Source organism: Trueperella pecoris (assembly GCF_014926385.1).
GTDB classification, from domain to species: Bacteria; Actinomycetota; Actinomycetes; order Actinomycetales; family Actinomycetaceae; genus Trueperella; species Trueperella pecoris.
This window is the reverse complement of the sequence record NZ_CP053291.1, coordinates 2,235,398-2,259,438: the sequence shown is the minus strand read 5'-3', so window position 1 is coordinate 2,259,438 and position 24,041 is coordinate 2,235,398. Positions and strand designations below refer to the sequence as shown.

Annotated in this window: 18 protein-coding genes and 4 tRNA genes; 12 read left to right on the top strand and 10 right to left on the bottom strand. The window is 63.7% G+C overall.

Features of this window, described 5'->3' with window-relative positions; genetic code table 11:
* Window positions 1–249: 249 nt before the first annotated feature.
* The 3 genes from brnQ to tadA form a co-directional block, all read right to left on the bottom strand.
* On the bottom strand, window positions 250–1,593 hold the full coding sequence (gene brnQ / locus HLG82_RS10280; protein WP_193326725.1) for a branched-chain amino acid transport system II carrier protein: 1,344 nt from the start codon (window positions 1,591–1,593) through the stop codon (window positions 250–252).
* Window positions 1,594–2,162: 569 nt separating this feature from the next.
* Window positions 2,163–2,251 (bottom strand) — tRNA-Ser (locus HLG82_RS10275).
* Between the two features lie 284 nt (window positions 2,252–2,535).
* Window positions 2,536–2,985: a tRNA adenosine(34) deaminase TadA gene (gene tadA / locus HLG82_RS10270; RefSeq protein ID WP_193326724.1), complete on the bottom strand. Its 450-nt coding sequence runs from the start codon at window positions 2,983–2,985 to the stop codon at window positions 2,536–2,538.
* 60 nt (window positions 2,986–3,045) lie between these two features.
* On the opposite strand from tadA, the gene upp reads away from it, so the two are divergent.
* The 4 genes from upp to HLG82_RS10250 all read left to right on the top strand — a co-directional run bounded on the left by upp (window position 3,046) and on the right by HLG82_RS10250 (window position 6,804).
* Window positions 3,046–3,684: a uracil phosphoribosyltransferase gene (gene upp, locus HLG82_RS10265; RefSeq protein WP_193326723.1), complete on the top strand. Its 639-nt coding sequence runs from the start codon at window positions 3,046–3,048 to the stop codon at window positions 3,682–3,684.
* A 2-nt stretch (window positions 3,685–3,686) separates the two neighbouring features.
* Window positions 3,687–4,760, top strand: coding sequence for an alpha/beta hydrolase (locus HLG82_RS10260; protein WP_255313898.1), 1,074 nt, complete (start codon window positions 3,687–3,689; stop codon window positions 4,758–4,760).
* A 284-nt stretch (window positions 4,761–5,044) separates the two neighbouring features.
* Entirely contained in the window at window positions 5,045–5,902 is an 858-nt protein-coding gene (locus tag HLG82_RS10255; protein ID WP_193326722.1) for a DUF5926 family protein, read from the top strand.
* Window positions 5,903–6,033: 131 nt separating this feature from the next.
* Window positions 6,034–6,804 (top strand): glycosyltransferase family 2 protein, encoded by a 771-nt coding sequence (locus HLG82_RS10250; protein ID WP_255313897.1) that lies wholly within the window; start codon window positions 6,034–6,036, stop codon window positions 6,802–6,804.
* A 52-nt stretch (window positions 6,805–6,856) separates the two neighbouring features.
* On the opposite strand, the gene HLG82_RS10245 is transcribed toward HLG82_RS10250, so the two are convergent.
* A complete protein-coding gene (locus HLG82_RS10245; protein ID WP_193326720.1) occupies window positions 6,857–9,082 on the bottom strand; it encodes a hypothetical protein in 2,226 nt (741 codons plus the stop codon).
* 37 nt (window positions 9,083–9,119) lie between these two features.
* Here HLG82_RS10245 and pheA point away from each other — a divergent pair, with 37 nt between their 5' ends.
* A complete protein-coding gene (gene pheA, locus HLG82_RS10240; protein WP_216858943.1) occupies window positions 9,120–10,049 on the top strand; it encodes a prephenate dehydratase in 930 nt (309 codons plus the stop codon).
* A 77-nt stretch (window positions 10,050–10,126) separates the two neighbouring features.
* On the opposite strand, the gene HLG82_RS10235 is transcribed toward pheA, so the two are convergent.
* Entirely contained in the window at window positions 10,127–11,386 is a 1,260-nt protein-coding gene (locus tag HLG82_RS10235; protein ID WP_193326719.1) for a diacylglycerol/lipid kinase family protein, read from the bottom strand.
* Window positions 11,387–11,626: 240 nt separating this feature from the next.
* On the opposite strand from HLG82_RS10235, the gene serS reads away from it, so the two are divergent.
* The 3 genes from serS to HLG82_RS10220 all read left to right on the top strand — a co-directional run bounded on the left by serS (window position 11,627) and on the right by HLG82_RS10220 (window position 14,016).
* Window positions 11,627–12,892, top strand: a complete 1,266-nt coding sequence (gene serS, locus HLG82_RS10230) for a serine--tRNA ligase (RefSeq protein ID WP_193326718.1) — start codon at window positions 11,627–11,629, stop codon at window positions 12,890–12,892.
* Between the two features lie 6 nt (window positions 12,893–12,898).
* On the top strand, window positions 12,899–13,762 hold the full coding sequence (locus tag HLG82_RS10225) for an HAD family hydrolase (RefSeq protein WP_193326717.1): 864 nt from the start codon (window positions 12,899–12,901) through the stop codon (window positions 13,760–13,762).
* A gap of 166 nt (window positions 13,763–13,928) precedes the next feature.
* A tRNA-Ser gene (locus HLG82_RS10220) sits at window positions 13,929–14,016 on the top strand.
* 404 nt (window positions 14,017–14,420) lie between these two features.
* On the opposite strand, the gene HLG82_RS10215 is transcribed toward HLG82_RS10220, so the two are convergent.
* Entirely contained in the window at window positions 14,421–17,084 is a 2,664-nt protein-coding gene (locus HLG82_RS10215; protein WP_193326716.1) for an EndoS/ChiA family endoglycosidase, read from the bottom strand.
* Between the two features lie 512 nt (window positions 17,085–17,596).
* Between HLG82_RS10215 and HLG82_RS10210 the strand changes: the two genes are divergently transcribed.
* Window positions 17,597–17,685: transfer RNA gene (locus tag HLG82_RS10210), tRNA-Ser, on the top strand.
* 274 nt (window positions 17,686–17,959) lie between these two features.
* Here the strand turns inward: HLG82_RS10210 and HLG82_RS10205 are convergent.
* Window positions 17,960–18,553: a hypothetical protein gene (locus HLG82_RS10205; RefSeq protein WP_193326715.1), complete on the bottom strand. Its 594-nt coding sequence runs from the start codon at window positions 18,551–18,553 to the stop codon at window positions 17,960–17,962.
* Window positions 18,554–18,994: 441 nt separating this feature from the next.
* Here HLG82_RS10205 and HLG82_RS10200 point away from each other — a divergent pair, with 441 nt between their 5' ends.
* On the top strand, window positions 18,995–20,566 hold the full coding sequence (locus HLG82_RS10200) for an SLC13 family permease (RefSeq protein ID WP_193326714.1): 1,572 nt from the start codon (window positions 18,995–18,997) through the stop codon (window positions 20,564–20,566).
* A gap of 253 nt (window positions 20,567–20,819) precedes the next feature.
* Here the strand turns inward: HLG82_RS10200 and HLG82_RS10195 are convergent, their stop codons facing one another.
* Window positions 20,820–21,737 (bottom strand): DUF1684 domain-containing protein, encoded by a 918-nt coding sequence (locus HLG82_RS10195; RefSeq protein ID WP_193326713.1) that lies wholly within the window; start codon window positions 21,735–21,737, stop codon window positions 20,820–20,822.
* Between the two features lie 87 nt (window positions 21,738–21,824).
* On the opposite strand from HLG82_RS10195, the gene HLG82_RS10190 reads away from it, so the two are divergent.
* Both HLG82_RS10190 and HLG82_RS10185 read left to right on the top strand, forming a co-directional pair.
* Window positions 21,825–21,897 (top strand) — tRNA-Arg (locus tag HLG82_RS10190).
* Window positions 21,898–21,955: 58 nt separating this feature from the next.
* Window positions 21,956–22,528, top strand: coding sequence for an NUDIX hydrolase (locus HLG82_RS10185; protein ID WP_193326712.1), 573 nt, complete (start codon window positions 21,956–21,958; stop codon window positions 22,526–22,528).
* A 75-nt stretch (window positions 22,529–22,603) separates the two neighbouring features.
* Here the strand turns inward: HLG82_RS10185 and HLG82_RS10180 are convergent, their stop codons facing one another.
* On the bottom strand, window positions 22,604–23,005 hold the full coding sequence (locus HLG82_RS10180) for a hypothetical protein (protein ID WP_193326711.1): 402 nt from the start codon (window positions 23,003–23,005) through the stop codon (window positions 22,604–22,606).
* A gap of 58 nt (window positions 23,006–23,063) precedes the next feature.
* Entirely contained in the window at window positions 23,064–24,035 is a 972-nt protein-coding gene (locus HLG82_RS10175; RefSeq protein WP_193326710.1) for a diaminopimelate dehydrogenase, read from the bottom strand.
* Between the last annotated feature and the right edge of the window lie 6 nt (window positions 24,036–24,041).

Below are 24,041 nucleotides of genomic sequence, written 5' to 3'. Positions count from 1 at the left end.
CCCGTGACGCACCTCTCCGTTAACGACGCACCTCTCCGCTAACGACGCACCTCTCCGCTAACGACGCACCTCTCCGCTAACGACGCACCTCTCCGCTAACGACGCACCTCTCCGCCCGTGACGCACCTTAAACCGGGGTTTAAGGTGCGTCACGGGCGGAGAGGTGCGTCGCGAATGCAGAAGTGCGTCACCAACGCGGAAAATCGCGCCCGACCAACTACCCGGCCCCGCGGCGGGCCGGTGCGGGCGTTAGGAACGCTTGGCCGCCCGTCGTGAAGCGTCAACCATAAAACCGACGACGATCGCAACCAACGCGGGCACCGTCCAAGCCATCTTCAGGTCAGCAAATGGCATAGCCTCAATCGCCGGAGCAAGCGCAGCAAACCGCTCCGGCGCGCCAATCATGCCCGCCTCAACGAAAGCCACAACCGCAGCCACAAGCGCACCCAATTTGTAGGTCCAATCCAGACGGAAAGGCAGACCTAGCTCCAACAACCCCAACAGCACGATAACGATCGCAATCGGATAAATGAACTGATTCAGCGGAGCAACAAATTCCAAAATACGCTCAAGACCCAAATTCGCCAGCACAATCGAAACAACAATCTGAACGCCAATGATAACCGTCCGAGGCACCACACGAAGCAGGCGAGTGAAGTATTCAGTCGACGACGTCATCAGCCCAATCACCGTCGTCAAACACGCAAGCAACGTAATGGCACCAAAAATAACCTGCCCCAAGCCACCAAACATCTGCCCCGAAACACTAGCCAAAAGCTCAGCACCATTAGTGAAACCAGCATTAGCCTGACGAACGCCAACAGCCGCAAGCCCCACATACACCAACGCCAAACACGCGCCAGCCACCAGACCGGCCTTCACCATGCCATTGATGCGGGCGGCCCGGGTTGCCGCGCCAAGCTTCTTCAGCTCCGACACCACAACAATTCCAAAGACGAACGCACCCAGCGCATCCATCGTGTAGTAGCCCTTGATGATGCCCGCCGTCAGGGTTGACGACGCCGCCACCGCGGGATCCGCCGACACCAACGCAGGCAGGCGCACGACGGCGACCACAACAAGGAGCGCCAAGAAACCCAGCAGCAGCGGGGTCAGGATTCCGCCGACACGGCCGATTACGCGGGCTGGGTTGAGCAGGAACATGGTGACAACTGCGAAGAAGATGAGGGTGAAGACGAAGAGGGCGGTCGAACCGTTGGTGTCGGTCTCGACGAAGGGACGTGTGGACATTTCATAGGCGACGGTCGCCACACGCGGCACCGCATACAGCATGCCGGTAGATAGGAAGATCGCAAGCGTGAAGAGGAAACCCGCGACGCGCCCGATACGCATCGCGACACCGCCTTCGTTAATTTCACGTGCCGTCTCCGTAGAGATAACGATCATCGTCAAAATGGGAAGTGCAACACCGGTCAGGAGGAAGCCAATAAACACCGGGACGACGTGCCCCGCCGAATCGGCGCCGATCATCACCGGGAAAATCAGGTTGCCAGCCCCGAAGAACATTGCAAACAATGCGAAGCCGACGATGACGGTGGGGACGTGGCGCGTAGACGGCCTAGTTGCATTCACGAAACGAATCCCTTTGTAACGATAGTTTGGCGAAATCTAATTCCTGACAATTGGCACAGTACCCGCTGCCACCGGCAATTCCCTAGGCCGCAAGCGCAAACTCACCATGATTTTGGCCATGCTACACGGGTTGAGCGCCGGGCCCAGCCACTGTTCGCAACTCGGACAGCCAGGCGGTGGCCGCCCCTCGCTGAGAGCCCACCAGCGACCGGCCCCTCGCCGACAGCTCCCAGCCACCGCCCCTCGCCGAAACCGCACTAAGCCGATCCGCGCTGTATTAATCTGGCGTAACTTAGTACAGCGCGGATCAGCTTAATGGTGCGCGGGCAGGGCCTCGAGGCGCGGCGGCAGCGCAACCACAGCCAAGGCTGGCAGCCTGACCAAATTCTTGACCCACTGCACAGCCTGCCAAGCCGCATTTGACCCAGGTAACCGCCCTTAGCCCCGACTGCCCCATAAGCCACGAATTGGCATATAGGCAGACCTATATGCCCGGATCGCTATGTAGGCCGCACCCAGCCCGACATTGAAAAATCCTCCGGTGCAGACTCATCTGCACCGGAGGATTTTGGCGGTGGAGGCGGGATTTGAACCCGCGGTAGCTATTAACTACACAGCATTTCGAGTGCTGCACCTTCGGCCGCTCGGACACTCCACCTCGGCACGTCATCTTAACCGGAATTGACCCCCGCGATCAATTCGGACATCTCGCGCCCGACTTGGCAATCGGACACACGAACCCTCCATCCCCGGCGCACTTCTCCGCATGCGGCGCACTTCTCCATCAACGACGCACTTCAAACCGGGGTTTAAGGTGCGTCACGAGCGGAGAGGTGCGACGCCGTCGGGCGGGCCCGCGGGAAGACGGGTCGGAAGACCAGCGGGAAGAGGGGTCGGAAGACCAGCGGCACACCGCCGGCACACCAGCGGCGCACTTCTCCATCAACGGCGAGCCTCGAACCACTCACTCAGCTGCCGCGCCGCGCGCTCCTCATGCACGCCGCCACACACTTCGACCACATGATTAAGCCGAGCGTCACGCAAGACATCGCGCAGGGAACCGGCGGCGCCCGCCTTCTCGTCCCACGCCCCGAAAACCACCCGCGAAATACGCGCATTAACAATCGCGCCGGCACACATCGTGCACGGCTCCAGCGTCACATACAGGATGCAACCCGCCAAGTTCCACGACCCACGCGAACGCCCCGCCTCCCGCAGTGCGTTAATCTCGGCGTGACCGGCGGGATCGTGGTCGACCTCGCGTGTATTGACGCCTCGACCAATGACCTTCCCAGACTCGTCCACGACGAAGGCCGCGACGGGTACGTCACCGGCTGCACCGGCGTCGTCGGCAAGAGAAAAAAGGCGATCGATCCACGTGGCGTCATTCATCACCCCACTATCGTATTGCCGGGCGGGACGGGGCGCGCCCAAACGCGATAGATTATGAGTATGAAACTTCAGGTCATTGATCACCCTCTCGTCTCCCACAAACTCACCGTGCTACGCGACAAGAAGACGCCGAGCACCGTCTTCCGGCAGCTCGTTGAAGAGCTGATCATGCTGCTGTCGTACGAATCCACGCGCGACGTGGCGGTGGTCGACAAGCAGATCGTCACCCCGGTCTCCCCCATGACGGGCAAGGCAATTGCTACCCCGCCGCCGATCGTCGTGCCGATCCTGCGCGCGGGCCTGGGCATGCTCGAAGGCATGATGAAGCTGATGCCGACGGCGGAGGTCGGCTTCCTCGGCCTCAAGCGTGACGAGGAAACTCTCGAAGCCGTCACCTACGCCAACCGCCTCCCCGAGGACCTCACGGGCCGCCAGTGCTTCGTCCTCGACCCGATGCTCGCCACCGGCCACACGCTCATCGCCTCGATCGACTACATGATCGAGCGCGGCGCCCGCGACGTCACCGCCATCTGCATCCTCGCCGCCCCCGAGGGCCTCGCAACCCTCGAAGAGCACCTCGGCGAGCGCGCGAATGTGCGCGTGGTGGTCGCGGCCGTTGACGAGCGTCTGAACGAAAAGGGCTACATTGTGCCCGGTCTCGGCGACGCCGGCGACCGCCTCTACGGAGTCATCGACTAAGCATGGATCCGATGCGCGCTGGCGGGCCGGGCTCAGCTGGCGGGCCGGGACCCGACGGCGTCGGCGATCAGCACCTACCCGCACCAAGCTGGCTCGGCGCCCCCTACCCGGACTACCTCGGCGAAAACTGGCGGGCCTCGCGCATCTACCTCCGCGACGACGACGGCGGGGCGCCCCGCCACCAGACCGAATATGCAGCGCTGGTCCACGAGGCGGACGCGGCGCAGGTCGTGGCCAAAAGCGGGATGGCCGCGCTGTGGATCCCGGGATTCGTGGATTCGTTCTTCCACGTCGAGCACGCGCGGGCGTGGCGGCAGGCCGGCGTGGCACTCGTCGGGCTGGATATGCGCCGAGCGGGGCGCGCCCTCCTGGGCCGACACCGCGACGACATCCGCGACCTGCACATTCGCGACGAGGAGATCGGCCGCGCCGTCGCCGTCTTGCGCTCGTGGGGTGCACGCAGCGTCGTGCTCATCGGCCACTCCACCGGCGGTCTGCAGGTGCCTTTGTTTGTAGCCCGGAATCCCGACGCCGTCGACGCGATTATTCTTAATTCTCCCTGGTTCGATCACAACGGCTCCGAGCTGGAAAAGCACCAGCTCACCACGTTGGTGGATCGCGTGGGTGGGCGGCTGCCGACGCTGCCGATCGCGTCGCTGAAGCCGCACTATGCTCGGAGTCTGCACGCGGACTTTGGGGGCGAATTCCATTTCGATACCGCACACAAGCCGGTGGACAACGTGCCCGTGCTGGCCGGATTCTTCCGGGCCGTTCGCCGCGGGCAGGCTGAACTAGCGGCAGGCCTCGACTTGGAAGTGCCGGTGCTCGTAGCTCATTCGAGTGCGTCGGGCAGTTTCCGCAAGCCGAGTGCGGCGGAGCTGGCGCAGACGGACGTCGTGCTCAATGTAGATGACATGGTGCGCCTCGCGCCCCGGCTCGGCCGCAACGTGGATATGCTGACCGTCCCTGGCGGGCGGCACGACCTGGCGCTGTCGCAGGCGTCGGCGCGGGAGTTCTACACCGAGCGCTCAATCTCATGGGCGCTCGACATGACGAGCACGGACACGCGGTACTAGGCCGATGGTGGCTGCCACGCTGGACGGCGTCGGGCGCCTTTCCCCCAGCAACGACGCACCTCTTCCTTCATGACGCACCTTGCCGTCAATGACGCACCTCAGCCCCTGGTTTTAAGTGCGTCACGGGCGCAGAGGTGCGTCACGGGCGCAGAGGTGCGACGCGGGCGAACAGGTGCGACGCCAGCGTCGCAGTGCCCGCCGGCGGACGCTTGTTTGCTACGCTTTGACAGGAATTGATAGCCGGCGCCGCGCGATCCGTGGGCGCCACAACTGATGGAGTTCACATGGGCAAGTCCAGCCGCCGTAATAAGGAAGCCAAGCCGAAGAAGGCACGCGTTCAGTTCGTCGATCGCCCGTTTGAGGGCCTGCCGTTCGAGGCGGAGCTCGTCGCTATGCGTGAGATCATCCCGTCGGCCACCCTGCCCGTGACCACCACCGCCGAGCATGGTTCGCGCGAAGTAACGCTCGTGACGATCCTGCCGGGTATGGGCGCGGCCCTGCGCCGCAAGAACGGTGAGGTGCTCGTGGCGGTGCAGACGGTGATGTCGTCAGGCGATGTCTCGCTCGACATCGCCGACCGCCTCCTCAAGGCCCTCGAGCTTGAGCCCGGCCAGTCCCTGCTTCAGGCCGACCTGCCCGAGCCCGGCCCGCGCCTTCAGGACGTCATCGACACCTCCAAGACCGGCGAGCTGACGATCCACGACTCCTACGATTACTGGGTGGACGAGGATGAGGCCAAGGATCCGAACGTCCAGATGGCTCTCCAGCAGACCTCGGACCAGATGGTTCCGACCGCCCAGGTCGAGGGCGTCGAGGGCGCCTACTGGTGCCGCATGCAGCGCGAGTTCCTCCGCTGGGTTCGCCCCGAGGAGGAGGAAAAGGTTCTTGACGGCCTCGCCCGCCTTCACCACAAGCGCGAGCTGACCTTCGACGACGCCCGCTTCGTCGGCGCATTCCGCGCCATGGGCCTGCTGATCCCGGTGTTTGAGCTGGTCGAGGGTGCAGAGGCCGACGAACTGGCCAAGCCCCTCACCGAGTTCGAGGCGAAGCTCGAGGCCGCGATCGCCTCCACCGAGCCGCTGAGCGCCGAGGAGCGCCGCACGCGCTCGGGCATCATTTCACGCCAGGTGACGCTCCGCTAACGACGCACGGCTGGCCGGTTCCCTGCCGGGCATGGCCGATGCCAACCGCACGCCGTGGCGTCGGTGGTCTGCCGACTACCGACGCCACTTTTCTTTGCACATTCTTTACCCGTAACGGTTACAATCGGCATGTGAAAGGCGAACGTGTAGCAGTCGTTATTCCAGCCAAGGACGAGGCAGAACGCATCGGCGCGACTATCCGCGCCGCGCGAGCCATCCCGAAGGTTGACCTCATCGTCGTGGTCGATGACGGGTCGGAGGACAACACGCGTGAGGTGGCCCGCTCTGCCGGGGCCACGGTGGTGCGCCACTCGGTTAATCGCGGAAAGGCGTCCGCGCTCGAGACGGGGGCCTCGGTGGTGGCGATGCGGGACGCGGAGGATGCCACGCCACGGACGCTTCTTTTTCTCGACGCCGATCTCGGCGATTCCGCCATTGAATGTGCACCGCTCATTGCCCCTGTTCTCGCAGGTGACGTCGATATGACCATCGCCTACCTGCCGCCGCAGGCGGGTGCGGGGGGTCATGGCATGGTGACCGGCTATGCCAAGCGTTGGATTAAGCGTCTGACGGGTTGGGAGCCGCAGCAGCCGCTATCGGGTCAGCGTTGTCTGAGCCGCGAGGCCCTAGACGCCGCGTCGCCGCTGGCTTCGGGTTGGGGCGTGGAAGTGGGCATGACGATTGACCTGCTGGCGAAGGGTTTCACCGTTCAGGAGATCGCCTGCAAGCTTTATCATCGCCCGTCCGGCAACGATTTTGCGGGTCAGCTCCATCGTGCGAGCCAGCTCGCGGACGTCATGCGGGCGGTGACTGCGCGGCGCATGCGGCGTGTGCGGGTTCCGGCTCGTGCGCGCGGGAGCGTTCCTGCCCCGGGCATGCCGTTTCGCGCTCGGAAGCGTTAACGACGGCGTCGTGCAACGTGCGCCTGAAGGGCGCTGGCCCCAGGCGTGAGCGCTACGCGTGGGCCTCGAAGAGTTTGCGCCCGTAGCGCTCGTTTTCGTTGCCGTCGAGGCCGGCGATACCCCACAGGCCGGCCATGTAGATGCCGCCGATGAGGGGGATGACCAGCCCGGAGTCGTTGATGAGCATGCCCACCATGAGCGTGGCGAAGGCGGCAAGCGCGCCGACGCTCAGTTCGGGAAAATCCCCACGGTCGTGGAGCGGATGGAGGCCGGTGCGGCGCAGGTAGTAGAAACCCGCCACGAGCACGGCGCCCGCAACGAGCCACGCAGGCCAGGGCACCTGCGTACCCAGTTGGTGGGCTTTGCGCGCGATGACGGAGAGGGCTTGGCCGTCGATGAGGGACTGGAAGAATGCCCCGAGGTGGGTGGGGGTGTCGCGAAGCCAGTCCAGCCAGGAGATGAGGATCGCGAGCGCGATCGCGCCGATGGCCGTGACGCCGGCGCGCAGTGGCGTGAGCCGGACGCCGGCGGCCCAGAAGGTCAGGATGCCAAAGCCGATGAGGAGTGGGGGCGGCCCGCCGAAGTCGGCGCCGATGTTGGGTGCGCCGTCGATGACGATGGCCACCAGTCCGAGGGTGACGACGACGCCGAGGCGCGCCCGCCGGTGACCCGCCAGGTGGCGGGCGGCGATGAGCGCCAGGAAGAGCATGGAGATGGCCCAGATGGCGAAGGGGGCGTTGGACATACCGTAGAAGCGGCCGCCGGATTGAGGCTGGTCGCCGAGCACGGAGCTGGCGTGGAGGGGCGAGCCGAGGAGGGCGTCGATGCCGAGGGTCAGGGCCGTCATGAGGGCGACGAGCACGGCGGCGTGCGCGACGGCGGGGAAGCCGCCGTGTTCCGGATCCGTCAGGGGCTTCATGGGTGCGGTGTGGGCAAGCCACATGGCGGCCCCGGCGATGGCCGTGGCGATGGCGAGGATGCCGAGAGTGAAGGTCACGGCGCTGAAACGCCCGGCGTTCCACCAGGGTAGAAGGTTGATGAGGAGCGAAGCTGCAGGCATCGCGGCCGAGACGAGGAGGGAGAAGGCGTGGTGGATGCCGAAGCGTCCGCCGCGTATGGTGATCGTCATGCCGATGTAGATGACCCCCGCGCCGGCCACGAAGAGCGTGTAAAACAGGCCCACCATCGCGCGGGTCATGATGGCGCGGGCGTTGACTTCGGCCAGGTCGGCGGGGGTGGCTCTCTGGTCGTAAACGCTCAGCGTTGCGCCGGCGGCGCTCGGAGGCGTGGGGATCGCGAGCGCGTCGAGGATGGCGGCGTGAACGTCGACGTTTTGGATGAGGCCGGGTTGGCGCGTGGAGGCGGAGGTGAGGAGTCGCCCGCCCGTCGTCGTCCCGCCCATAGTTTTCTGCCCAATGACGGTCTCCATGAAGATCTGAAGGCGAGCGGTCTGCCTGTCGGCGTCGCCAAGCGATGTGACGATCAGCGTGGTCCCAGGCTCGAGTTCTTCCACAAGCGCGCCGAGCTGGGCGTCGATGCGCTCGGCGGCGGAGCGGGTACGAGCCGAGACCTTCCCCGGCGGCACGAACGCGGCCTCGAGCGCGGAGCTGGGCGTCGAGTCGCGGTGGGCGGTGCCGAGATCGACGACGACGACGTCGGCCCCCTTCACCTTCCCATAGGCCTCGGCGATGGACTGGTTTACGCCGTCGCGGGAGGGGACGAGCACGGTCTTGCCGTAGGGCACGCCGTCGGCGTTGGCGATCGCGACAGCGCCTCCCCCGCCGACGGCCGCCACGGACTTGCCGGCCCGGGTGATGGTGGCCCCGAGAGCTCCGAACTCAGGCCTGAAGAGGTTACCCTCGTTGTTGGCCAAGATATGATCCCACACGGCGAGGCGGTCGCGGTGTGCTTCGACGCCGCCGGCGAGGAGATCGGCGGCCTCGGTGCATGATTGCCTAGCCTGGGCCACCCCGCGCGTGCGAACGCCGGTGTTGAGCGTGACCCAGCCGGCGAACGAGCAGGTGGTCAGGTCAAAGGTGCGCACGGAGACGTTGGCAAGGACGGCATTTGAGGCCAGCGTAGCCAGCGTGGGGGTACGCGGGCCGACGGCTTCCCACGGCACGCCCGTCATTCCCACGACGACGACCGGGCCCTGCGCTGCCTTCAGCGGGGTGGCGGCCGGACGCAGGAAGGGGACGAGCACCGATGCGAGAAGCGCGACGATGCTGGCCGCGACGATGGCGGCGCCCATACGCCCAAGTCTCATGCTGTTAGCCATGAAGATTAGCCTAGCGTGACATAGGTAAACTACGAGCATGATGCGATATTCCTTCCTTGGCCCGCGCGGCACCTTCACACAGCAGGCGCTGAATCGGATTTGCTCGGAGGAGGACTCCATTCATATTCCGGCGCTAGATTCTCCGCGAGCAATCAAGATGGTGCGAGCGGGGCAGGCCGATTTCGCGGTGGTGCCGATCGAGAATTCAGTGGAGGGCGGCATCAACGCAACCCTCGACACGCTCGCCGCAGACTCCGACCTACTCATTTACGGCGAGGTCTTGGTGGATATTGCATTCACCCTGGCTGTGCGCCCCGGAACGACGTTGGAGGACATCACTCACATCTGCACCCACCAAGCAGCATGGACACAGTGCCGAAACTGGTTGGGTGTCCACCTGCCCGACGTCGTCCACCTACCAGCCACGTCGACAGCCGCGGGGGCCGCAGGGCTCGCCTCAGACGGCGAACCCGGATATCAGGCCACACTCGTCTCGGCCCTGGCCGCCGACCAGTACGGATTAGAGGCCCTGCGCGAGGGTGTTGCGGACAATCCTGACGCGGTGACGCGCTTCGTCCTTATCGGACGGGCTGGTCAGCTACCGCCACGGACGGGCTCTGACAAGACCACGCTGATGGTGCAACTGCCCTCAGACGAGGCGGGGGCTCTGCTCAACATGCTCGAGCAGTTCAAGGCACACGGGGTCAACCTCTCGCGCATCGAGTCGCGGCCAATTGGCGATTCGCTCGGCCGTTACGCTTTTTCCATCGACGCCGAGGGTCACCTCATGGACGAGCGTATCCAGTCCGTCCTCATTGGCCTGCATCGCGTCTGCCCCAAGGTCACTTTCCTTGGCAGTTACCCGTCCGCCGCCGGGCGCCGCATCCACCCGCGTCCTGGCACTTCCGACGACGATTTCCTCGGCGCCCGCGCCTGGGTGGACTCCCTGGTGGAGCGCTCGCACTAGAAAATAGGGGCCGGCGGTTTCTTCCGGCGGGGCTTGCCTAGGTTTCAGTGACCGGCGGGCCATGTGCCTCTTGCCGCCTAAGCCGTGCGCACCCGCAACGCGCCTTCTTCGATAAATCCTGAAATGGTGGTAGACAGGCCGATAACGTCGCCATCAACCTGCACAAGCTGTGGCGTCTGAGCAACGATCGTTGCTGAGCTGATACGGTGAACATCAATATCTCCCGACGCCTCAATGCCCGGAATGCTCACCGCTTTTAAGCCCAAACCATTCAGGCCCACCTGCCGGGCAACATCACCCCACCCGATCAGACCCCGGCGAGTATCGAGAACTGCGAGCTCGAGCCAGCCGTCGTCGGGCTTTGCGTGCGGGTCGAGCACAAGACCTCCCACAAGCTCGCCACAATTGAGCAACATGACCGAACGGGCCTCAACCTCCACAGGCGCACCCCCGCGGCCCGTCGTGATTCGAGCTCTCATTTTTGCTGACAGCAAGTGTGGCAACGCCGCCTTAACATACACAAGCCAGCCAATCTTTGACTTCAACGCCGACTCTTCATCAGCCGCAGCCATGATGTCCGCATCAAAACCAAGACCCGACACAACCAAGAAGGCATACCTCCCAGGCTTTGCGGGTTCAACATCGGCAGGTAACTGCGCCGCAGGCTGGGCGCGGCCAGCAGACCGAGCCTGGCCAGCAGGCTGGATGTGACCGGCCGCGTCGTCGTCGGGAATCTCTAACCAACCAACATCAATCGTGCTATCGCGACCAGTAAGAGCAATGGTTGCCATACGGCGCGGCGAGTTAAACGGCAGCGAAAGATTACGGGCAAGGAGGTTGCCCGTCCCTACAGGCAACAGGCCGAGCGGAGTGCCCGTACCCGCAAGAACTTGCGCAATGTTGCGCACCGTGCCATCACCGCCAGCGGCGATCACCACCGAAGCGCCCATGTCGAGGGCATGGCGAGCCTGCCCAAAGCCGGGGTCGTCGGCAGTGGTTTCGATCCACTTGGGTGTGGCCAGGCCGACGTCGGCAGCAACGCGCGCGAGGAGCATCTTGAGGTAATCGAAATCGGCCTTCTTGGTGGGATTGTAGATGACCACCGGTGGGCCTGACGGTTCCTCAACCCCACCCGCAATTTCGGCGAGTGCTTCCCCATGTTCGTCAAGGTCATCACGTTGCTCCGCAATGAGAGCGCGAATCTCGGAAATGTTAGCCACATTTTCGTCAATGAGCCGACTGAGGCGGTCCACCCGCGAGTTAACACGAGCCGTGCTCCAAAGCGCGAGAACGGCGGTCGCGACGCCGACCAGGCCAATGACGATTCCCCAATCCATGCCTTTATTCTATCGTCTTGGGCCGCCCCTGTGGCTGCCTCCCGTGGCTGCCTCCCGTGGCGCACCTCCCGTGGCGTACCTCCCCGCCAACGACGCACCTGCCCGCCAACGACGCACCTTAAAGCCGCTTTTTAGTGCGTCACGAGTGAAGAAGTGCGTCACGAGTGAAGAAGTGCGACGCCGGCATCGAAAAGCCGGACGCAATTGCTACGCTCGCAAAGCAAGGCATATCCTTGAGCCATGATTGATATCCGCACCATTCGCGAGAACCCAGAGCTAGTGAAAGCCTCCCAACGCGCCCGCGGCGCCGCGGAGAGCGATGTTGACGTCGTACTTGAGGCCGACGAGGCTCGCCGATCGTCCCTGCAGGCGTTCGAAGATCTGCGTGCGGAGCAGAAGGATCTCTCACGCACGGTGGGCAAGGCCAGCCCTGAAGAGCGCCCCACGATTTTGGCGCGCGCAAAGGCGATGTCCGAAGAAGTCAAGATGCTGGAGGCCAAGGCAGATGAGGCCGCGGCAGCTTTCCAGGCCGCAATGATGAAGCTACAAAACTTGGTCATTGCTGGCGTGCCGGAGGGCGGGGAGGATGATTACGTCGTTCTGCGTGAGGTCGGCAAGATTCGTGATTTTGCGGGCGAGGGCGTGGAGCCGAAAGATCACCTCGACGTCGCTGAGGGCCTCGACGCGATCGACATGGAACGTGGCGCGAAAGTTTCCGGCGCCCGCTTCTACTACCTCAAAGGCATAGGTGCCCGCCTCGAACTTGCACTGTTGACGATGGCGGCAGACCAAGCCGAGGCGAACGGTTTCCAGCTGATGACGACGCCGACGCTCGTCAAGCCCGAGGTCATGGGTGGTACTGGCTTCCTTGGCGCCCATGCGGACGAAATCTATTACCTGCCCGCGGACGATCTTTACCTGACCGGCACCTCCGAGGTGGCCTTGGCCGGCTACCACGAAAACGAGATTCTTGACCTGACCGAGGGCCCGAAGCGTTACGCGGGTTGGTCCACGTGTTACCGCCGCGAGGCCGGCTCGCACGGCAAGGATACGCGCGGCATCATCCGCGTCCACCAGTTCAACAAGGTGGAGATGTTCTCCTTCTGTAAGGCGGAAGACGCCGAAGCCGAGCATGCCCGTTTCTTGGCGTGGGAAGAGGAGATGCTGGCGAAGGTTGAATTGCCTTACCGCGTCATTGATACTGCCGCGGGTGACCTCGGCTCTTCGGCCGCCCGCAAGTTCGACTGTGAAGCATGGCTGCCCACCCAGAATCGCTTCATGGAGGTAACTTCTACGTCGAACTGCACCACTTTCCAGGCTCGACGCCTGAAGACCCGTGAACGGGGCGAAGGTGGCATGCAGGCGGTGGCTACGATTAACGGCACGCTAGCGACTACACGTTGGCTTGTGGCGATGCTTGAGAATCACCAGCAGGCTGACGGCTCGTTGTATATTCCGAAGGCTCTTCGCCCCTACTTGGGCGGACGTGAGTTCATTGTCAAGTAGGAGCATATGCGCACACTGAGCGATGCCCTCGACGGCGTCATGGCCGGGCCCGACCTTTTGATCGGGCTGGATGTTGACGGAACGATTCTGCGGCATGACACGTCCCTTTCCCCACGGGTTCGGGAAGCGATTTTGGCTCATGTGGCTGCGGGGACGCATGTCATTATCGCCACCGGTCGCGGTATTCCCGGGACGCAATTGGCCCTCGACGCCGTCGGTATTACCTCTGCGTATGCCGTGTGCTCCAATGGGGCGATTATTGCGGCTTTCGGTGAGGATCAGGGCCTCGTACCCACGACGCCGATCTCACCCGACATCATTGACGCGCCGGTTCGGCTGGTGCGGGCGCGGACTTTTGATCCAACTCGTGAGATCGAGCGTGTGATGGAGGCTTTGCCGGATGTGACGATTGCGGTCGAGTCCATGTGCTCGGCTACGCGGCTTTCGGGCCCCTTCCCGACTGGCGAGCTTATGGGTAATTCTGTGCTTGTCCCCAGTAGTGAGTTGGTTACCCCGGATACCACGCGTGTGACGATTCGTGCTCCGCACATGACAGCGACGCAGTTGTTGGAGGCTATCGAGGAGATCGGTTTGCGCGGTGTTGAGTACACGGTTGGTTGGTCAGCATGGATGGATCTTGCCCCGCATGGAATTTCGAAGGCTGTTGGCTTGCAGGAGGTTAAGGAAATTGTGGGGGCTTCGCGGTCAGTGACCGTGGGCGATTCCGGAAACGACTGCGAGATGTTAGCTTGGGCTGACGTTGGCATTGTGATGGGTAATTCCCGCGATTATGTGCGCGAGTTTGCTGACACAATGGTGCCGCACGTTAACGACGACGGTTTGGCCGTCGCGCTCGAAGCCATGCTGTAGTCTCGGGCAGGCTGCGGTGGCGGGTAGCGGGGACCGCGATAGCCGGCGGGCTAGGGCAGCCAACCTTTCCGCGATGGGCGTGCCCAGCCGTCGAGACGGCGCCCCTCAGTTTTTGCACCGGCCGGGCGAGCATGCCACAATGGCACAGTGGCTCTTTTGAGCCTGAGGAGGGTTGTCAGAGCGGCCGAATGAGACGGTCTTGAAAACCGTTATACGGTGATCCCGTATCGGGGGTTCGAATCCCCCACCCTCCGCATTTGTCCTCTTGCTTCGCGTGAAGCAAGAGGACTTTTCGGTAGACGCCACACCAGCTTCGCTCCCGGCCGCATGCCACAGCCGCCTGCGCTGTACTAACCTGCGCGCCGCAGTCGCCTTGCCTCGGCCGCGCTGTCGTGCCGCGCTGTCTCGTGCCGCGCGCGGCATGGCCACCTCCGCCGAAACCGCACTAACCTGACCCGCGCTGTATTAATCTGGCGCAGATTAATACAGCGCGGATCAGGTTAATGGTGCGGGAAGGTGCCCCGCTGGATCGGCCAGCGCCGACGGAAGGCGCCCCCACCCGCGCACGCTCAAGACGCACGTTGGGGGCCGACACATGTCGGCCCCCAACTGCGAGCGCTCACCCTACCGCTTCAGCGGAGGCGTGGCCCTCGTGCTCTTAGCTCTGGCGGCGGCGGATGACCGCAATGGCACCACCCGCAAGGAGCAGAACCAGCGCTGCGATCGACAGACCAACAACCGTAGCACCGGTGTGAGCCAGCGGCTTCTGAGCAGGAACAGCCTTTCCGGTGTTAGCAGTGACGTCCTTGCTCGCGTTCTGGAGCTCGTCGCCGGTCACGCCCAACTGGAGATCCTTGAACGCACGCTCAATCAGTGCCTTCAGGGCGGCGTCGAGCTTCTGAGTATCATCGTCCACGGTCGGCTTGTCGGCCGGGGCGGGGCACTTGAGCTCTTCGAGCGTCGGAGCGGTCCACGACCATTCAGTCTTGGCGTCCGCCGCCAGCTGGTAGCCTTCCAGCGCCTTCGCCTTGACGACCACGGTCTTACCGTAGGGGTACTCGAACTTCGACGGGTTACCCGCAACCGACGTCAGCTCCTTGCCGTCTACCGTCACCGCGTAGGACACGCCCTTCATCGGAACGATCGTGACGAACGGCTTCACCGTGCACGACGCCGGATCCGCGGCGTCCGGGAAGACCGGAGCATTAGGATACACAACCTTCACGCCCTCGACTTGGTCAGAGTTCGAGGAAGTGCCACCGTTGAAAGAGCCCGACGTCGTTCCCGGCGTCGTTCCCGGGGTCGTTCCCGGCGTCGGCGCCGGCTTATTCGCCTCCTCGCGCGCCTTCTCAGCGGCTTCGCGGTCGGCGGCGGCCTGCTTGGCCAGCTTGTCGGCCTCAGCAAGAGCCTTCTCGGCTGCGGCCTCGTCCGCGGCTGCCTTTTCAGCTGCCGCCTTGGCCTCTTCCTTCGCTGCCTGAGCCTTGGCCAGGACGTCTTCGGCGTTGGCCTTGACCTTGTCAGCCTCGCGTTGTGCAGCTTCGGCGGCAGTCTTCGCGGCAGTCAGGTCCTTTTCGGCCTTGGCAAGCTTTGCCTGGGCTTGGTCGGCGGCTTCCTGGGCGCGCTTGGCTTCCTGCTTGGCTTCCTCGGTTCCGGCCTGCGCCTTCGCGAGGGCTTCCTTCGCGGACGCCTCGGCGGCTTGCGCCTCTTGCTTGGCCGTCTCGAGAGCCTTCTGGGCTTCCGCTAGCCGCGTCTTGTAAGCGTCGCGTTCAGCTTCTGCCTTCTGGGTTGCTTCCTTGGCCTTGGCAGCCTCGGCCTTGTACTTCTCGGCTTCAGCCTTGACCTTGTCGAGTTCAGCCTGGGCGGCTTCTGCCTGCTTCTTGTACTTCTCGGCTTCGACCTTGGCCTTCGCGAGCTCATCCGAATCGGCGGAGGTGCCCAGCGCGGCGGTCAGCTTCGTCTGCCAATCCTTGACTTCGTCGGCAGTGTAGAGTTTTCCGGCCATGCCCTTCTTAGCGGCGTCGAGCGCCTCCTTCAGGGGGCCGACCTTGTCCTGCGCGACGCCGTTATCCTCAAGCGCCTTCGTCGCCTTCTCGATCTGGCCGAGCAGCGGCTTGATGTCAATCTTCATCAGGCCGGCCTCCAGCGTCGGATCATAGGTGTTTGAGTAGCCCTTACCCCAGTCGTCGCCGAGGAGCGCCTTGTTGACGTCGAAGAGATTCTTCGCGGAGTCGATGGCTTTCCGGATCGATTGATCGACTGGCTTCGTCGGCGCCATACGGTCAAGGTAGTGGTGGGCTGCCGCACGAGCAGTGTCTATGGTCATCGACTGCGTCTCGGCGATCGCAGTCTTCGTCCAAATCATGGTCGAGGGCTTGATAGCGTCGATGTCTGCACCGTAGTTGCGTCCGTCGCGGTCGAGGGCATAGACGAACATTCCTCCCATGTCGTTATCGCGGACATAGCGGGCGACGGCGGCGAAGTGCGACTTTTCATAGTCAGAGGCCGTATCGTACCAGCGGTTATGATCCAGCTCTTCTGGGAACGTCAGACCGGGGAGCACGCCAGGATTGTTCTTCATCTCCTTGAATGAGCTGTCGACCGTTTTCGTCGTCGTCGTACCGCGTCCGTACTGCTGGTAGGCGATGTAATTGAAGAGGTGAGCCACGTTCTCAACGGGCCGGAGGTTGGTGTTGTTCGTATCGTAGATGAGGCGCGTCTCGTTCGGGCGATCCGAGCCCGGGCCGAGCTTCTTCGACAGCGCTACGATGACGCGGTCCGAGATAGCGACATCCGCCGCACTCGGGTAAGTCTCCATGTCGATATCCAGGCCGTCGAGCCCCACAGAAGTCACGTACTCTTCGATGATCTTATCCGCGTATGCTGTGTAGTCGGCGTCGGTGGCCTCCTCCGCACTACTACCCTTCGACGTCATGAAGGCACGGAAGCCGTCGACCATCACGCGGTTGTAGTCAACACCGCGCACCAGCCTGATTCCGCGTTCGTGCAGGCGGGGTGCGTACTCGGCCTTGAGCTTATCGTAGAACGGCTTTGCTTTGGCCTCCTGCCCCGGCGGCACGTAACTAAAGACGTTTACGACGTCGACGCCGTAGGGCACGTCATCCATCGTGATCCAGTTCTTGTCCGGCAGCGTGGTGTTGACCCCATGCATGGTGACGTCACGCCATGCGCGGTAGTAGACCTGGAAGTGCTTCCCCTTGGGGTTGACGACGGGTGCGTGCGTGGACGCTTCGGCGTCGGGCGTGGTGGGCTCTGCGTGCGCAACCGAAGCTGCACCTCCCAGGCCTGCGAGCGCTAATGCCATGGTTGCAATAACACTGTTGAGTTTTCTAAAGGTGTTAGCGCTCCGCCGGCGCTCAGGTAAGGGGGTGTTCTCGCGGAAGTGGTGAATATTCACGCTTTGAACCTTTCGACGTTGAAAAGTTTTCTCAGCTAAACCGTTTTAGCTAGCTTTACGGTAACCTACACACCCGCACGGTGTAAAGGGTTTGCCCACGATTGCCTGAAATCCAGGCGGCCAGAAAACCCGCGGCGGCCAGCAAACCCGCGGCGGCCAGCAACTTCCACCATCGTTGCGACCACCCCAGGCGCACGACGCCGACAAGCCAACCCCACCATCTGGGCCGACGCCGATGCGGCAGGCTGTCGCCGACGGCGTCGTGAAGAGAAACGATACGAAAACCGTGACCGATTCTGGCGCCGCGACCCGATGTGTATCGGGCGGGTCGGGCGAGACGCCGTGCGGATGCAGAATCGGGCAGACGGCATGCTCCAATTGGCGTCACACCGAGAAGATCGGCTAGTCTAGTGGAGCCTGGAGATGTGGCTGAGTGGTCGAAAGCGCTCCCCTGCTAAGGGAGTAGCCGTGGAAACGTGGCTCGCGGGTTCAAATCCCGCCATCTCCGCACTAGACCCCGCTGGTTCATTGAACTGGCGGGGTTTTCAGCGCCGTGGCGCCGAAGATGCACCACCCCCCACTCCGGCGAGTAGACCCTAGTTTCATTTGGAGGACAGCCAGGTCTACTCTCGTCCGCTCTCTACTAAGGTGGCCGGCGGTCGGGTCGCCCTATGCCCGCGCTGTACTAAGGTGGCCGGCGGTCGGGATGCCCTCTACCCGCGCTGTACTAAGGTGGCCGCGACCGCACTAAATTGCGGACATTTCGCACACGTTTTTGCAGGTTAATACAGCGCGGTCGGGGCCGGCGGGCTGGCGTTGGCCGGCGGGCGGGTGTCGGCCGGCGGGCTGGCGTTGGCCGGCGTGCTGCCGCCGGCGACACTCGGGCTTTCGCTGTCCGCCCGGGTGTGATCCTTCCAGGCGGTCTCGATCAGCTCGCGAAGCACCTCCCGATCTAGCTCGGAAAATGGCGGAAGCGCGATGGCGTTGCGGCCATACGGCACACTTCCGAGCCGCTCGAGAATATGGGCGTAGTAGTCGTTGTAGCGGCGCAGCACGAGAATTAACGTTGAGCCCCGGCGAGCGAAACCGATCTCGAATCCGTCCGGCCCGCCGCCCGCAGCATCCGGCTCATCGCCCGAGCCGCACCCGCCGCCCGCGCCACCGACGTCGCACAGGGAGCCCCCAGATTCACCAAGCACACCCCTGGCCGGAGGCCCTTTTTCGCCAAAGCCCACCACCGACGGACCCCACATGACGGCGTCGTGCCCCGTGACGGAGGCCAATAAGCGGTAGAGCGCGTGGGCGTCGGCTTTGAGGGCGGGCGGGAAGCGATCGATGAACGCGCAGGGGTCGAGTGGCGTGCGAGCGTTAGCCACGGCGGCACCCCCTGACAGTCGGGATTTCGTCGCCTGCATTCTATCGCCCGCGACGCCGCAAGTGGCGGGCAACCGATTCCACCGGTGCGTATCGTATTTTTCACGACGCCGTCCAGGCGTTTTTTCGCCCCGCTACGGCGCCGTGCCAATTGTCAGACAAGCGCGCAATTTCAACGCTTTCGCGCTGTAAATATTCCAGAATTTGGCAAAAGCCTCCCACGACCCGAGATTTTATGTAACAATTTATAAACATCTCGACATCAAAGCATCGGAGCGGCGTCGAGATGCACCCCGGGACGGTTCGCCAGCGTGGCGCAACAGCTCGCAAGACCACACGGCACGCTTCGCTACCCGGCACGTAACGCCGCGGCGGCACGCGCCACTGGCACCGATGCCAGCACACAGCACACAGTCACACTCAGCATTTAGAGAGGAAGTCCGATGAGTACCCCAGAACTCCTGCACGACTCCCCGATCTCGGCCGGCTCGCAGGACCACGCCGACGAAACCATCATGCCCCAGGGGCGCCCCTGGCTACGCCACCTTGGCGGGCTGGGCCTCGGCGTCGTGGCGGGCTTGATTGTCTACCTGATTTTCCCCAAGGACCTTTCGCCGGCACTGCTTGAGCAATTCGCTGCGAAGGACATGAAGACCGACGGCAACGCCATCGCCATCACCGCCGGCATCGCCGTCATGATGGGCGCATGGTGGATGACCGAAGCGATTCCGCTGGCCGCCACCGCGCTCGTGCCCGTCACGCTCTTCCCCATCTTTGGCATCATGAGCTTCAAGGACGCGGGAGCGGCATACGCCTCCTCCACGATCTTCCTTTTCATGGGCGGCTTCTTCCTCGCCCTGGCGATGCAGCGCTGGAACTTCCACCGTCGCCTCGCCCTGACCATCGTCAAGGCGATTGGCACCAAGCCCTCCCGCCTCGTGCTGGGTTTCATGGTTGCCACCGGCTTCCTCTCGATGTGGGTTTCCAATACCGCGACGGCGGTCATGATGCTCCCGATCGGCATCTCCGTTCTGACGACAATCGGCCACGTCGACGCCGACGCCGACGGCCCGAAGCTGTCCAACTTCGGCACGGCCCTCATGTTGGGTATCGCCTATTCGGCGTCAATCGCCTCGCTCTCCACCCTCATCGGCACCCCGCCGAACGCCCTCCTGCGCGGCTACCTGCAGGAAAACCATGACATCACCCTGTCGTTCGGCATGTGGATGGTTTTCGCGACGCCAATGGCCTGGCTCTTCCTGCTCATCGCGTGGCAGTTCCTGATCCGCCTGTACAAGCCGGAGGTCGACGAGCTGCCGGGCGGCAAGGAGCTCATCCACCGCGAGCTTCGTGACATGGGCCCGATGTCCGCTCAGGAGAAGATCGTGGCAATCATCTTTGTGCTCGCCGCGGCGTCGTGGATCATCATCCCGACCTTCTGGCCCAACGGCCCGGTGTCCGACTCGACCATTGCCATGGTCCTCGCCATGGTCCTCTTTATTACGCCCGCTAAGCCCTCCGAGGGCGTGGCCATCCTCGACTGGGACACGGCCAAGCACATTCCGTGGGACGTGCTCCTGCTCTTCGGCGGCGGCCTGGCACTGTCGGCCGCATTTGGGAAGTCAGGCCTGTCGGCCTGGATTGGCGAGGTTGCCGGGTCGATGGCCGGCTGGCCGATCGTGGTGATCATTATCGGCGTGACGGCAATCGTCATCTTCCTGACCGAAATGACCTCCAACACCGCCACCGCTGCCGCCTTCCTGCCGATCATTGGCGCTGTGGCGCTCGGTATGGGTGTGGACGTGCAGCTGCTCGTCATCCCGGTCGCCCTAGCCGCGACCTGCGCATTCATGCTCCCGGTGGCAACCCCGCCGAACGCTATCGCCTACGGTTCGGGTTACATCACGATCTCGCAGATGGTCAAGGCCGGCGTGTGGCTGAACATCATTGGCGTAGTTCTCATTACGGTGTGGACGATGGCATTTGGCCCGATGTTGCTCGGTTTTAGCCTGTAGGTCGGGCGCCCGGGCGTGCTGAAGGGCGTGGTCGCCTGGCGGGCCTGGTGGGCCTGGTGGGCCGGTCGGCGCACCAGGCCCGCGCGGCTAGACCGCCCCGGGCACCATCCCGAGCACCACCCAGGGTTAGGCCGACAAACCCGGCACCTAGCATCGTCCGCCCCGGCAAACCGGTCAGGGTCTTAGTCGCACACCGTCCTTCGATGTAGAAATATGGACCGATCTTCGTATATATGAAGATCGGTCCATATTTCTACATCGAAGGTAAGCCCCGCGCCGAGGCCACCGGTTCGGGCCGCCGTTCACCCGCCTCGACAGCCAACGGAATCCGATTATCGGGCAGCGGCCGCGGGCACGTGCCATAGGGAGTGAATGCTGCCGGGAAATTCAGGGCGTAGTTGAAATCGATCTCGACGACATGGCCGCGATCACGGGAAAGGGGCTGGCCAGCGGCCTGACCGGCTTTCCGCGCGCCACCGGCCGCGCCACCCTCGGCACCGGCCGCGCCATCCTCGCCACCCGGCGCGTCCAGCCGAAAGGTCACGAATCGCCAGTCGGCGCTCTCGCGCCCGTTGGTGTCGTCATAGAAATTGAGTACGAGCTCGCCGTCGAGGTCACCCTCGAGCGCGAGCCTGACCACGCCCTGTTCCGCCGACCTCTCCTCCGGCAACTCCAGCTCCAGATCAGCAACGATGCGCGCCAGACTCTGGGTGTCCCGTCGGAAGGTCGCGCGTTCAACCACTTCCGGTTCGCGGGCCCGAACCACGCCACGCAACACGAAGGCCGGGTCGTAGTCCCACGCGGGAACGCCGGCAAATTCGCGTTGTAACGGGACGCTGTTGTCCCGCACCCGCACCGCATACACCCCGCCGCGCTTGGCGACCTCGGCCATGCGCCCGCCGCTGCGCAGCGAGAAATCGGATTCTTCGTCCAGCAATCGAATCACGACATCGCCCTCCACAGGATTGCCCTCTCGCTCAACCCCGTCTTCAGGAACGAAACTCGCCCAGACGGCGTCGTCCTCCACGCGCCAAACGCCCGGGAAGGAGTCAAGGCGGCTGGGCTCATCGCCGACCCACTCGAAGGAAACCAGTGTCAGCCAGCCGAAATCCTCGGCGAGGGAGTGGTTGCGGGAGGCTCGGAAGTTAGTCCATGACGAAGGTGGATTCATAATGCCAGTCTACGTAATCAAGACCACGTTTCCTCAAGTGGCACAACCCCCTGTTCGCGCGTAAAGTAAACCCTGTTGAAAAACAAAGCGCCCATAGCTCAACGGATAGAGCGTCTGACTACGGATCAGAAGGTTGGGGGTTCGAATCCCTTTGGGCGCGCTTCTCGGCTCAGTGGTTGATCTTGAATCCCGCTGGGCCGTTTTTGCTTGGAGGTTCCATGTTTCACGACGACGTGTTGGCGGCTCTCGAATCCTGGCGCGGCTCGGTCGCGCCGGCCGATCCCGATGCGAGCTACACACTCGATGACTACGTGCGTCTCGTACGCGAGGGCGGCGAGGCTGCGCTGTGGAAGGGGCTCGCGGAGCGGCATGTTACGTCGTCGTTGTTCGTCTTCTGCCCCGACTTGTCTGAGATCTTGCTCGATTTCCACAAGAAGGCCGGCATGTGGCTGCAGTTTGGTGGGCATCTTGAGCGTGCGGATGAGTCGTTGCCGGCGGCGGCGTTGCGGGAGGGCACGGAGGAGTCGGGCTTGGCGGGGTTCGTGGCGTTTAGCGATGCACCCAGTGACATTGACGTTCACGTGCTCGGTGGTGGCTTCAGCGTGTGCCGCGAGCACTGGGACGTCGGTTTTGTGGCGATTGCTGATCGCGACGCCGTCGTCCAGGTTTCCGACGAGTCCGAACGGTTGGGTTGGTTCCCGGTTGACGATCTGCCTGACGGCGGGGCTGGCAACATGTATCCGCGGGTGCAGGCGGCGTTGCGCCACGCCCGCGAGGTTTTCGCGCGCTAGCCGGCCGGCTTATGGCCCGGCTTGTCGCCTAGCGGCCGGCTTGGTAGAAGCCTGGCTGGCTAGGGCTTCGGTTGATTAGCGGACCGGCTCGCTGGCGGGTTCGGCGTCGGCGGGCAGGCGCTGGGGCCAGCGGCGCGACCAGTAGCTTTGCATGCCGATGATGACCAGGGCGATGAAGACTCCGTTGACCGCGGCGAAGGCGAGGCCCTCAACGTCAAAGGCGGTTTGTTTGGCGTAGAAGAAGACGCCGAAGGCGAGGCCGGCGATGACGTCGCCCCCGAAGCGCGCCCCCGCCGGAACGCTCTCGACGCGACGCGCGGCGATGTTGACCACGGCGAGGTAGACCACCGTGGCGAGGATGGCGAGCCACATCGGCGAGGATGCGCGGTCGCGTAGAGTGTCGATCCCGATCGCTGTTGCAAGGCCTGTTGCTGCAATGAGAACGACTGTCGCTACTTTCATCCACATCTGGGTCATGAGAAAAGGATAGCCCCTCGCGCCGCGCCCGAGGATCACCGCCCACCTGAACGCGCCCCTAGAGGTAGTGGGCGCGCAGCTCCTCGTCGGATAGCGGCGAGAGCTCGGCGAGGGTCACGTCGAAGAGGGTGATAGCGCCGGTCTGGCCACGCGCAGCCTTGCGTGCGACGGCGCGAGCCGCCGCTACCAGCACCGACCCAGTGAATTCGGGGTTCGAATCGAGGTCGAGTTGGAAGGTGATGGTTTCCCCGACGCCGTCGTCCGTGCTTCCGCTCCGAATCACCTGGCCGCCGTGCGGGATGCCGCGGTGTTCCACGGCGAGTACGTCGGCGGAGACGAAGTTGACGGTCGTGTCGTAGTCGGCGAAGTAGTTCGGCATCTCGACGATGGCGCGTTCGATCGCCGCGAGGTCTGCGCCTTCTTCGGCAACCACGTAGCATACGCGCTGGTGCATGGTGCGCGGGGTGAGTTCGACGTCGCGGCGCTCTTTGAAAGCGGCGACGGTTTCCGCCACGGGGACCGTGTACTGCTTGGCGTCCACGACGCCGCGGATGCGGCGGATAGCGTCGGAGTGGCCTTGCGAGACGCCGGGGCCCCAGAACGTCGTCGTGGAGCCGGTGGGCAGGACGGCTTCGCCGAGCACGCGCAGCATCGAGAAGAGGCCGGGGTCCCAGCCGGCGGAGATGAGGGCGAGGGTGGAGGCGGCGCGGGCGGCGTCGTCAACGGCGGCGAAGTGCGCCGGGATCTTGGCGTGGGTGTCAAAGGAGTCGACGGTGTTAAACAGGCTGGTCACAGCCGGACCCTGCGCCTCGAGGTCGGTGGCGGAGCCGCCGCAGTTGATGACGACGTCGAGCTTACCGACGTATGCGCCCATGTCGTCAACGTGTGCGACGGGCGTGCCGAGGGTCGTCACGGACTCGGGGCTGCGGCGCGTGAAGACCACGGCGGCCTCCATGTCGCTCGCGTGGGTGAGCGCGAGCTCGACGCCACGGCCCAAGTTGCCATAGCCGTTAATTCCTACACGGATCATGGGGGT